The 12,377-nt window shown below is 37.3% G+C and carries 10 protein-coding genes; 5 read left to right on the forward strand and 5 right to left on the reverse strand.

Translation table 11 applies throughout. The annotated features are described in order from the left end of the window. Positions 1–3 precede the first annotated feature (3 nt). Both HME9304_RS16480 and leuB read left to right on the forward strand, forming a co-directional pair. Positions 4–1,176, forward strand: a complete 1,173-nt coding sequence (locus tag HME9304_RS16480) for a 2-isopropylmalate synthase (protein WP_112379621.1) — start codon at positions 4–6, stop codon at positions 1,174–1,176. Positions 1,177–1,205: 29 nt separating this feature from the next. After that, a complete protein-coding gene (gene leuB / locus HME9304_RS16485; protein ID WP_112379622.1) occupies positions 1,206–2,324 on the forward strand; it encodes a 3-isopropylmalate dehydrogenase in 1,119 nt (372 codons plus the stop codon). Here leuB and HME9304_RS16490 read toward each other — a convergent pair. Further along, positions 2,317–3,549: a peroxiredoxin family protein gene (locus HME9304_RS16490; RefSeq protein WP_112379623.1), complete on the reverse strand. Its 1,233-nt coding sequence runs from the start codon at positions 3,547–3,549 to the stop codon at positions 2,317–2,319. The genes leuB and HME9304_RS16490 overlap by 8 nt on opposite strands. A 127-nt stretch (positions 3,550–3,676) precedes the next feature. On the opposite strand from HME9304_RS16490, the gene pheT reads away from it, so the two are divergent. After that, positions 3,677–6,097, forward strand: coding sequence for a phenylalanine--tRNA ligase subunit beta (gene pheT, locus HME9304_RS16495; protein WP_112379624.1), 2,421 nt, complete (start codon positions 3,677–3,679; stop codon positions 6,095–6,097). 2 nt (positions 6,098–6,099) lie between these two features. Here the strand turns inward: pheT and HME9304_RS16500 are convergent, their stop codons facing one another. Further along, on the reverse strand, positions 6,100–6,639 hold the full coding sequence (locus HME9304_RS16500; protein WP_112379625.1) for a fasciclin domain-containing protein: 540 nt from the start codon (positions 6,637–6,639) through the stop codon (positions 6,100–6,102). 224 nt (positions 6,640–6,863) lie between these two features. Between HME9304_RS16500 and HME9304_RS16505 the strand changes: the two genes are divergently transcribed. Further along, on the forward strand, positions 6,864–7,583 hold the full coding sequence (locus tag HME9304_RS16505; protein WP_112379626.1) for a hypothetical protein: 720 nt from the start codon (positions 6,864–6,866) through the stop codon (positions 7,581–7,583). Positions 7,584–7,586: 3 nt separating this feature from the next. On the opposite strand, the gene HME9304_RS16510 is transcribed toward HME9304_RS16505, so the two are convergent. Further along, positions 7,587–9,218, reverse strand: coding sequence for an ABC-F family ATP-binding cassette domain-containing protein (locus HME9304_RS16510; protein WP_112379627.1), 1,632 nt, complete (start codon positions 9,216–9,218; stop codon positions 7,587–7,589). Positions 9,219–9,387: 169 nt separating this feature from the next. On the opposite strand from HME9304_RS16510, the gene HME9304_RS16515 reads away from it, so the two are divergent. Then, complete coding sequence (locus tag HME9304_RS16515) at positions 9,388–10,770, forward strand: TlpA family protein disulfide reductase (protein ID WP_112379628.1); 1,383 nt, start codon at positions 9,388–9,390, stop codon at positions 10,768–10,770. A gap of 57 nt (positions 10,771–10,827) precedes the next feature. Here HME9304_RS16515 and fsa read toward each other — a convergent pair whose 3' ends face one another. Further along, on the reverse strand, positions 10,828–11,484 hold the full coding sequence (fsa, locus tag HME9304_RS16520; protein WP_112379629.1) for a fructose-6-phosphate aldolase: 657 nt from the start codon (positions 11,482–11,484) through the stop codon (positions 10,828–10,830). Between the two features lie 45 nt (positions 11,485–11,529). Further along, positions 11,530–12,339, reverse strand: coding sequence for an SDR family oxidoreductase (locus HME9304_RS16525; protein ID WP_112379630.1), 810 nt, complete (start codon positions 12,337–12,339; stop codon positions 11,530–11,532). Positions 12,340–12,377 lie beyond the last annotated feature (38 nt).

Below are 12,377 nucleotides of genomic sequence, written 5' to 3' on the forward strand. Positions count from 1 at the left end.
ATAATGGATAAAGATAAGGTACAAATTTTTGATACTACACTAAGGGACGGAGAACAAGTTCCTGGCTGTAAATTGGATACAAAACAAAAATTGATCATCGCCGAACGTTTGGATGAACTGGGCGTTGATGTTATCGAAGCAGGTTTTCCAATATCCAGTCCCGGTGATTTTAAATCTGTACAAGAAATTGCCAAATTGGTGAAAAATGCTACGGTATGTGGGTTGACCCGTGCTGTTAAGAAGGACATTGAAGTTGCTGCCGAAGCCATAAAATTTGCTAAAATACCAAGAATACATACGGGTATAGGCACATCGGACTCCCATATCAAGCATAAGTTCAATACTACACGGGAAAAAATTATAGAACGTGCCGTTGATGCGGTTTCCTATGCAAAATCATTTGTTGAGGATGTAGAGTTCTATGCGGAGGATGCCGGGCGTACCGATAATGAATTTTTAGCTCAAATCTGTGAGGCAGTCATCAAAGCCGGTGCAACAGTACTCAATATTCCGGATACCACAGGGTATTGTTTGCCAGAAGAGTACGGAGCAAAAATGAAATATCTCAAAGAAAATGTAAAAGGTATAAATAAAGCTATTCTTTCCTGCCACTGTCACAATGACCTAGGTTTGGCAACGGCCAATTCAATTGCAGGTGTTGTTCATGGCGCAAGACAAATAGAGTGCACAATAAATGGTATTGGAGAACGTGCGGGAAACACTTCTCTTGAAGAAGTCGTGATGATTTTAAAACAACACCCCTACCTCAATTTGGACACAAATATCAATAGTACACTCTTATTTGATACAAGCCGAATGGTTTCCCAAAAAATGGGAATGCCCGTACAGCCCAATAAAGCAATTGTTGGATCTAATGCGTTTGCCCATAGCTCTGGTATTCATCAAGACGGGGTGATCAAACAGCGGGAAACTTATGAGATAATAGACCCGGCAGATGTTGGCGTTACTGAATCTTCCATCGTCTTAACAGCAAGGAGTGGCCGTGCAGCATTGGCATACCGAGCAAAAAGAATAGGTTACGAGCTTACCAAGTTACAATTGGATGCTGTCTATGAAAATTTTCTGGAATTCGCGGATCGCAAAAAAGAAATTTTGGATGATGATATTCATCAAATTATGGAAACCAGTGATGTTTCCATCAAGAGTTTGGCCTAGACAATCCTTTCAAATCAAATTACCACTACATGAATCTAAAGATAGCGTTGTTACCGGGAGATGGTATTGGACCAGAAGTACTTGAGCAGGCAGTAAAGTGCTTGCAGGCGGTCGAAGAAACCTTTAACCATAACTTTACTTACAAAGAAGCTCTCGTTGGCGCTATTGCCATAGAAAAAAAAAGAAATCCACTTCCCAATACAACCCTTGAGCTTTGCAAAGAAGCGGATGCTGTCTTATTTGGTGCAATCGGAGACCCAAAGTACGATAATGATCCAGAAGCTAAGATAAGACCAGAGCAAGGATTGTTAAGATTGCGAAAAGAGCTTGAACTTTTTGCCAATATAAGGCCCGTAAAGATTTTTCCATCACTAATCCACAATTCTCCATTAAAAAAAGATATTATCTCAAAAACGGATTTTATCATCTACCGGGAATTGACCGGAGGAATCTATTTTGGCGAGAAAAAGATAAATGCCGAAGGTACCGTTGCTTCTGATTTATGTGAATATTCAGAAAAAGAAATTTCGCGAATAGCACATTTGGCTTTTAAAGCTGCAAAAAATAGACGGAACAAGCTCACACTGGTCGATAAGGCCAACGTTTTGGAATCTTCAAGGTTGTGGAGGAAAGTAGTGACCAAAATTGGGGAAAGTTACCCAGAGGTAGTATTGGATTTTCTCTTTGTTGATAATGCCGCTATGCAGATTATACTAAATCCACGTCAATTTGATGTTATCCTTACCGAAAATATGTTTGGTGATATAATTTCCGATGAAGGCAGTGTCATTGGTGGTTCTATTGGATTATTGGCTTCTGCGTCCGTAGGGGATGAAAATGCACTGTTCGAGCCAATTCACGGTTCTTACCCACAAGCAAAGGGAAAAGACATTGCCAACCCAATAGCTTCTATTCTTTCTGCAGCCATGCTGTTAGAACATTTTGGCCTTTTTGAAGAAGCCATGGCAGTCCGCGAAGCAGTCGATAAATCCCTGGAAAAGAGTGTTGTAACTCCAGATTTAAATGCCAAGAGCCAATATGGTACAGGCCAAGTTGGAGATTTTATAGCCCACAATATTGTCGATAGTGAAGATGACATCAATATGAACGACGAGAACATAGGGTTGGGGAAATCAACTATTATTTAGTTTTTTGAACATTAAGTTTTCTGATGGTTTCTTTGAATTCTTTTTTAAAGGCTTCGTGTTTCTCCCCAGTGGCAGGCCCGTTAAATCCGGTATGTATTTTCTCTACGTTTCCCTGTTTGCCAATATAAATGGTAGTTGGATAAGATAGCACGTGGTTGAGCATTGGTAATTTCTCATTTGCTTTCTGCTTATCTGAACTTCCATATTGTGCCAATAAAATAGGATAGTCCACTCCCAATTTATTTTTGAGTCTTTTGATACCCTCCCAAGACTTTTCTTCAGTTTTGGCATATTCAAAGGCCAATGCAACAAATTCAACGTTCAAATCTGGGTTTTTATCCAAAAAATCTATATAAAATTTTGTTTCATCAAGACAATTGGGACACCAAGTTCCCATAATCTGAACCAAAACTACTTTATTATCAAATCTTGAATCAGAAAGGGCGACCGTCTTACCAGTTTCGTCGGGGAAGGAAAAGTAAAATCTATCATAACCTTCTTTCAAGAAAGTAAGACTATCGGCATCTGGCAATTCGAATGCTTCATTGCGTTTACCGACAAATTTTTCAACCGCATGGTTCCCAGAATAGAAATTTCCTTGTAAAGTGCTATCCGAAATCTTAGCAATGAACAAAAAAGCATGTGCCCCATCAAAAGTTGAGAGTTTAAGGGTATCTCCTGTAACAATACCTTCCAAATACCTGTAATCTCCCGTTTTTGTTCTGAATGTTCCTTCTACATCATTGCCATCTTGCCTAAAAATTCCTTTTGCTGGGTATTCATTTTCCGTTTCAACATCAAAATCAACTTCCCAAATTCCGGAAATGTTTGTAATGGCTGATGATGAAACTTTAAACCTGTCCTTTTTACCAAATTTGGCTTTGAACGGTACAATCCTATCCAAACTTTCCTTTATAAAGTTTCCGCTTATTTCTTTTTCCGTGAAGGTCCCCAACAAATACCCTTCAAAAACCGGCATTTTAATATGTATAGAATCGTTCCAAACTTCTATCTCCTCAACAAGTATAACTTCTTCTGCATTGTACATTTCAATAATATACGATTCGTTCTCCCCTTTTGAAATTGAAAAACTAAAAGGTAATGTTTCGGTAGGGGAAACTTCCAACTTAGCCAACCAGTCACCTGTGGCAATATCTTTTTTCTCTTCTTCACATGATGCCAACAGCAAGGTAAAAGAAATGACAAACACCCAAATTCTTTTCATATTTTAAAAGATTCTTCCGAAAAAACTAAAATACGACCCAAAACTTATAATAACACTACAGCAAGCATTATTTTACATTGAATCTGTTCCCCTATTGTTTTATATTTGTCGACTTTAAATATGGGGTATGAAGATTTCTTATAACTGGTTGAAGCAGTTTTTGCAGATTGACTGGAATGCAGAAAAAACTGGAGAGTTGCTTACCAATTTGGGGTTAGAGGTCGAGGGCATCTCCAACTTTGAATCTGTTAAGGGAGCGTTACGGGGAATTGTTATAGGACACGTACTTACATGTGACAAGCATCCAAATGCAGACAAGCTTAAATTGACTACAGTAGACATTGGAACGGAGTCCCCATTGCAAATTGTTTGCGGAGCACCAAATGTGGCTGTAGGCCAAAAAGTTCCCGTGGCAACAATCGGGACAACATTATATACTAAAAACGGGGAACCCTGGAAAATAAAGAAGGGAAAAATTAGGGGCGAAGAAAGTCAGGGGATGATTTGCGCAGAAGACGAAATAGGATTGGGCGAAGGTCACGATGGAATTATGGTCCTAAGTGAAATTTTAGAGCCCGGAACACCCTGCTCGGAAGTTTTTGAAATTGAGAACGACGAGGTGTTCGAAATAGGCCTAACACCAAACCGTTCTGATGCCATGAGCCATTTTGGTGTTGCCAGAGACCTAAAAGCAGGTCTGGAACAACAAGAAATCCAAAAACAATTAGTGACACCATCAACAAGTAATTTTACGATAGACAATAGGTCGTTAAAAATAGATGTTGAGGTCGAGGACAGTAATCTGGCTCCAAGATATTGTGGGGTTACCATAAGTAATATTATAGTACAAGAATCCCCGCACTGGTTAAAGAACAGATTGAAGGCCATTGGCCTTACGCCAATCAATAATGTTGTCGATATCACCAATTATGTGCTACATGACTTGGGACAGCCTTTACATGCATTTGATGCTGCTAAGATAAAAGGTGGCAAAATTGAGGTCAAGACCTTGCCTTCCGGAACTAAGTTTAAAACCTTGGACAATGTAGAACGAGAACTCCACGAAGATGACCTCATGATCTGTGATAGTGAAAAGCCGATGTGCATTGCAGGGGTGTTCGGCGGAATTCACTCAGGTGTAACGGAACATACTTCTTCCATCTTTTTGGAAAGTGCGTATTTTGATGCTGTTTCCATTAGAAAGACTGCAAAAAGACATAGCTTAAATACAGATGCATCTTTTAGATTTGAAAGGGGCATCGACATCAATATAACGGAATATGCGCTAAAAAGAGCCGCATTATTAATAAAAGAAATTGCGGGTGGGGATATCAGTTCTGAAGTGGTGGACCTATATCCGAAAAAGCCTAGTGAACGACAAGTTTTCTTGACTTTTGATAAAATCAATTCTTTAATAGGACAAGAAATTCCCAGAGATTCTATCAAGTCCATACTTTCATCATTGGAAATTAAGGTTAATAATGTAACAGAATCCGGGCTTGGGCTAACCATCCCTTTTTATCGTGTGGATGTTGAGCGCGAAGTGGATGTTATCGAAGAAATCTTAAGGGTATATGGGTATAATAACATAGATTATAAAGAGAAACTTACGGCATCCATTGCAAAGACCACAAAATTTGAAAACCACAGGATTCAGAATCTCATTGGAAATGTATTGGCAGCACAAGGTTTTTATGAGATTATGACCAATAGTCTTGTAGCCGCCGACACCCAAAATATTTTAAATAATGAGAAGGAAACGGTTGAAATGCTTAACCCTTTGAGTGCTGACTTATCGGCACTCCGAACGTCCATGCTGTTTTCAGGTCTGCAAACAGTGAGCTACAATAATAATAGACAAAAAATCGACTTAAAACTTTTTGAGTTCGGCAAGACCTATCACAAGGAAATAGCGAAAAATAATGAAAGACAACACCTATCCATTTTTGTTACGGGAAACCGTGTGAAGAGTAACTGGTTGTCATCTTCTGAGAAAAGCAATTTTTTCTACTTAAAAGGAATTGTAGAATCCATAATGAAACGTTTAGGCCTACATGACATTAACGTAGAGCCGAATAACAATATAGTTTATTCTGAGGGATTGGCTTGTAAATATAATGGCAAACATATTGGAACTTTTGGAGTTGTCAGCAAACCTATGTTGAGTCAATTCGATATAAAACAAGATGTTTTTTATGCTGATTTAGATTGGGATATTATTATGGACAGTATTGAAACCAAAAATGTAACATTTAAAGAAATTCCCAAATTCCCAGGGGTTTCCCGTGATTTTGCTTTACAAATAGACGAAAATATATCATATCAACAAGTATATGATCTTGCGTGGGAAACAGAAAAGAAGTTATTGAAAAATGTAAACTTGTTTGATGTTTACAAAGGTGAAAAACTACCTGACGGGAAGAAATCCTATGCGGTAAGTTTTACATTAATGGATGAGAACAAAACATTGACCGATAAGCAGATAGATAAAATTATGAACAAACTATTGGTCAAGTATAAAGAAAATTTGGGAGCAGAACTTCGCTGATATTACATTCGAGTTGGTAGAATAACACTGTCAATCTCATGTATGATTCCATTTTTTTGATTAACATCAGCAGCAGTTATCCTCGCAGTATTACCAATGGGGTCGGTCAAAACAATATCATAACCTTCCATATGAGCTATTAATTTTTTTCCTTGAATTGTAGTAAAACTCGCTTTACCACTACCTCTGCACATTGCTTTTAAGATATGGGATGCAGTAAGGTTACCTGCAACAATATGATACATCAGTAAAGATTTTAGTTCAGACTTATCTTCTGAATCCATTAATTCTTGAATCTTGGTATTTGAAAATTTTTCAAAGGCAGCGTCAGATGGTGCAAAAACTGTAAAAGGACCTGAACAATCCAATATCTCGGCCATTTCTGTAGCTTTAACGGCAGCAATCAAAATTTTATGATGATCGGATTCACTTGTATTTTGGGTAATGGATTTATCTTTTGATAAATCATTGCTTTGGGCGTTGATTGTAAATGAAAAAGAGAGTAAAAGAAAAAATAAGAAATACTTCAATGGAGGTCTCATTAGTATACTATGATTTGGGGCTAAATTTGAATTTCTATAATTTTTAAAGGTAATTTACGATTAAATACCAAAAACGTCGATAAGATACATCAATTTCAAAGAACACTCATCTTTTTATAAGAAAGAAATGTATTTTAACTTAATGTTAACATTTTGGAATTTTATAGTTATAGTAATCCGAAGTACTATTTGTTAACTTTGACAGTATTGCTAAGAAAAAGACTATGATATTTAAAAACACTGACATTGAGAGGGAACTCCACCTCATCAAGAAAAAATCAAACAAAGAGTTACAGGTTTTAAAAGAGGTACAGCGAATTTTGGAAAAGGATAACGCTAAAGACTCTACCATTAAAGAAAACCTCAAGACCAAAAAAAAAATCCACAATAATGATTTTGATTTTAATCTTTTAGAGACCGACAGAATCTACCATTTAGACCAGATAAAGGATATCTGCATAAATTATAGACTCCGTTTTTTGGATAGCAGATATTTTAAGGGTAAAATTCCGCAAAGTGCCATTACCAAAATCAAGGAATTGGAATCCGTCCATGATTTAGAAATTAAAGGATTCAAAATAATGGCCCCTTCCAAACTTTTTAAGTTAGAGGATAAAGATGATCCTTTGCTTTTTGCACCAATTGGCAATGGGTATTTTTATCTGATCCATAAATGGGGCAATGACTTGCATCCGTTTCGTAAATTGTTGGTCTGGCCATTTAAGAGCATTGTTAATTTGTCCTTATTTGTATTTCTGATAAGCTATTTTGCTACATTGATAATTCCAGAGGGCTTATTTTCAAAAGAAAATTCCACTGCAGAATTCTGGATCATCTACTTTTTTATGTTCAAGTGTATTGCTTCCGTAGTTATTTTTTACGGATTTGCACTGGGCAAAAATTTTAATCCAGCTATTTGGAACAGTAAATATTTTAATGCTTAATGATTAAACGGTAGCCATAGCATACATTTTTTCGCGTTGCGCCTTGATTGATTTATCAGACATGTAGTCATCAAAAGAAAGATAGCGGTCAATAGTACCTTTTGGAGTAAGCTCTATGATTCTATTGGCTACCGTATTTACAAACTCATGGTCGTGCGTGGTCAGCAGTATTGTACCTTTGAAATTTTTCAAGGAATTATTGAACGCCGTAATGCTTTCTAGGTCCAAATGGTTTGTAGGTTCATCCAGCAGCAGTACATTGGCGCGTAGAAGCATCATTCTACTTAGCATACAACGTACTTTTTCTCCACCCGAGAGCACGGTACACTTTTTTAGGGCTTCTTCACCACTAAACAACATTTTTCCCAAAAATCCTCGCACATATACTTCTTCTCGTTCCTCTTCAGTCTTTGTCCATTGACGGAGCCAATCGACCAAATTTATATTATCTTCAAAATAAGATGTATTATCTACAGGTAGATATGAATGAGTCGTTGTTACGCCCCATTGGTATGTGCCACTGTGCGGATCCACCTTTCCATTTATAATGTCATAAAAAGCCGTAGTCGCCCTTGAGTCTTTGGATATAATCGCTACTTTATCACCTTTTGAAAGATTGATATTAATATCTTGAAACAACAGTTCCCCATCATCTGAAATAGCGGAAAGTTTATCAATATTCAGGATTTGGTCACCTGCCTCACGTTCACGATCAAATATTATAGCAGGATACCTTCTGCTTGAAGGTTTTATATCTTCAATTTTAAGTTTATCCAACATTTTTTTTCGTGATGTTGCTTGTTTACTTTTTGCAACATTGGCACTGAACCGTAGTATAAATTCTTGCAGTTCTTTCGCTTTTTCCTCAGACTTTTTATTTTGTTGTGCACGCTGGCGTGCTGCCAACTGGCTACTTTCGTACCAAAATGTGTAATTCCCGGAAAACAGATTGATCTTGCCAAAATCTATATCCGCGATATGGGTACATACCGCATCCAGAAAGTGCCTATCGTGAGAAACAACAATAACGGTATTATCGTAATTGGCCAAGAAATTCTCTAACCAATTGATAGTATCGTAATCCAAATCGTTGGTAGGTTCGTCCATGATCAAAACATCCGGGTTGCCAAATAGGGACTGGGCCAAAAGTACTCTCACCTTTAGTTTGGAATCTATGTCCGCCATTTTAGTGTAGTGCAACTCTTCTGAAATTCCTAGGTTTGATAATAGTGCGGCGGCATCACTATCTGCGTTCCATCCGTTCATTTCCTCAAACTGCACTTGCAACTCCCCTATTTTTTCAGCATTCTCATCCGTGTAATCGGCATAAAGTGCATCTATTTCTTTCTTTATTCCAAACAAGGGCTTATTGCCCATTACAACGGTTTCCAAAACAGGTATATCGTCGTAGGCATTATGATTTTGCTCTAAAATGGACATCCTTTTCCCTGGCTCCAAGTGAACATTTCCTGAGGTTGGGTCTATTTGTCCTGATAGAATTCTAAGAAATGTTGATTTTCCAGCGCCATTGGCACCGATAATACCGTAACAGTTTCCGTGAGTGAACGTTACATTTACTTCATCGAACAAGATTCTTTTGCCAAACTGAACCGATAAGTTAGAGACTGATAACATACAGCTGTATTTTTTTTGCAAAAATAGCTAAAACCATCTCTTAAAACTAATTTAAGAACCCTCTATTAAACTACACAATAACAGGGATTTACAACTTTTAACTAGCTATTAACAAAGATGGCTTTCTGGTATTCTTAATTTTGTGACCAAACTAAGGCAGTACTTTTTTATGATAAGATTTTTACTTTGCCTCTTCTTTTTATCAATTTTATCGTGTTCTAAAAAATCAAGAGAACATTCATCTATATATTTTGGCGGAGAGATCGTAAATCCTACCAGCGAATACATTGTGCTGTACAGGAACGACAGTTATATAGATTCTGTAAAACTTGATGACGAAAATCGCTTTTCTTTTGATTTGAATAGTATTCAAGATGGCCTTTATCATTTTGACCATAGCCCAGAACTTCAATATTTGTATCTCCAAGAAGGTGATAGCCTTGTTGTTCGGCTCAATACTATGGAATTTGATGAGTCCCTAGTGTTTTCTGGGAAAGGTAGTGAAATCAATAATTTTCTTTTGGAGATGTATTTGGCCTATGAGAAGGAAGAGCCTTTAATATATAATTACTATAATCTCAATCCCGAAGATTTCAATAGAAAAATTGATTCTTTGCGTCTTCAAAAAATTGAATCGTTCGAAGAGCTTGTGGGCGATAATGAACTATCAGAAAAAGTATTGGTCATGGGAAAGGCCGCCATCGATTACAATAGTTTCATTCATAAAGAAAAATACCCTTTCTATCATAAAAAGAAAACCGGCGAAGAAACGATCCATGACTTGGACGATCTTTTTTATGCCCACAGAAATCTAATAGACCTTAATAGTAAAGATCTTGCCTATTTTAGACCTTACTTTGATTTTATGAAGTACCACTTTGGCAATTTGTCCTATGTGACCTGCATGAAAGATTGTGGTGCGTCAAAAAAAGCAGTTAGCAGTCATCTGCATTTTAACAAACACAAACTTAAATTGGTGGACAGCCTGGTTAAAGAACCTGAGCTCAGGGATATTCTTTTTAGAAACATAGCAATGGATTATCTACTTAAAGAGCATAGCTCTGATGAAGAGAGCCAAATATTCCTTAACAAGTTTGAAGCGCTTTCGACGAATGAGACCCATAAAGAAGAGATTGCCGATGTTTACAAAGGAATCAAAAACCTCCAACCTAAGAGTAAATTGCCCAATCTGATTCTCACCAATACAGCCAATGAAAAGGTTTCTTTAAATGAAATCAGCAAAAACAAAAAAACAGTTTTTTATTTCTGGACAGCCTCACAAAAGAGACATTTTAAAAATGTTATAAAACACGTATCGAATCTAGAAAAGAAATTTCCCGAGTATAATTTCGTCGGAATCAACTTAAAGACAAGTTTCCCACAATGGGTCAGCATCATAGAAGAACACAAACTCAACAAAGAAAATCAATTCCATGGTTACGATTTTAAAGAAATACAGACAACCATGATCATCGACGGCCTTAATAAATGTGTTATTACAGAGGATACCTTGATTGTTGACGCTTTTGCCAATCTTTATACTTCTTTTTAATAAAAAAGCTCTGAAGTTTTAAGTCCAGAGCTTTTAAATTTCAATTGATTGTTCAAATCAACTGTTCCCTTTTTTGTAGTCTGCCAAGAATTTTTCAAGTCCTATGTCTGTCAAAGGATGCTTCAAAAGTCCATCAATTGAAGATAGAGGTCCTGTCATAACATCGGCACCTATCTTAGCACAGTCTATTACGTGCATGGTATGACGTATCGAAGCCGCTAAAATTTGCGTTTCAAATCCATAATTGTCATAGATCAAGCGTATTTCTGCAATAAGGTTAAGACCATCTGTAGATATATCGTCCAAGCGCCCTAAAAATGGGGATACGTATGTTGCGCCCGCTTTTGCGGCCAACAATGCTTGACCAGGTGAGAAAACCAATGTACAATTGGTTTTAATTCCTTTATCGTAAAAGTATTTTAATGCTTTGACCCCATCCTTTATCATAGGAACTTTTACAACTATTTGGGAATGCAGCGCTGCTAATTCTTCACCCTCTTTTACCATTCCGTCAAAATCCGTGGCCACAACTTCTGCAGAAACATCGCCATCCACAATTTCACAGATATCCATGTAATGTTTAAGAATATTGTCTTTACCGGTTATTCCTTCTTTTGCCATTAATGATGGGTTGGTGGTAACACCGTCCAAAACCCCTAGTTGTTGCGCCTCTGATATTTGGTCCAGATTTGCCGTGTCAATAAAAAATTTCATCCGCTATATTTTAGATTTTCGTTATTAAGATAAGTAGTTATAAAACTACAATTTATAATGGTTCAGCAATAGCTTTTCGTAGACTTTATCAGGTAAAATCTTCTTCAGGCCAAGCGAAAATTTTTGTAAAAAAGAACCCACTGGATTATGGATTTTTGGACTTTCTTGGTTTATTATTTTATATACTTTCCGTGCGACCTTTACTGGATCGTCGGCACTATCCACGTCCTCATTTATGGACTTTAGGGTTTTTGAGTATTTTTCTTGATAATGGGATTGCCCGGAAATTGGTGAATGGTATCTCCCCGCAGCAATATTTGTTGCAAAATCCCCTGGGGCAACATTTGTAATTGTAATTCCAAAATCCTTTGTTTCCATACGTAGTGCTTCCGTAATCAGGCCCAAAGCTCCCTTTGTCGCCGAATAGAAGCCACGGTACGGCAATCCCATATATCCTGCTATCGAAGTTACATTTATAATCGTGCCCCTGCCCTGCTCTCGCATATGCGGCAACACAGCTTTCATCATGTTCACGGGGCCGTGAAAATTAATATCAAAAACGTTCAAGATTTCTTCGTGTGGGGTTTCCTCAACAGGACCTGTAATACCAACCCCTGCGTTGTTGATAAGGATACTGATTTTCCCTTCTTTTGAAATTACTTCCGAAACTGCTTTTTGAATGCTTTCAGCAGACTTTACATCCAACTGTATGAGTATAAAAGCATTAAAATCTGAATAATTCTGTGGATTTCTTGCAGTTCCATAGACTGTATAGCCCTTCTCTGCCAAATATGTTCCGATGGATTTACCAATGCCCGAAGATCCACCCGTAATCAAGACAACCTGTTTATCCATTCTTAATGTTTACAATTACTGCTGAAAGGTAAGCAATC

The sequence above is a fragment of the Flagellimonas maritima genome, from assembly GCF_003269425.1.
Classification (GTDB): Bacteria; Bacteroidota; Bacteroidia; order Flavobacteriales; family Flavobacteriaceae; genus Flagellimonas; species Flagellimonas maritima.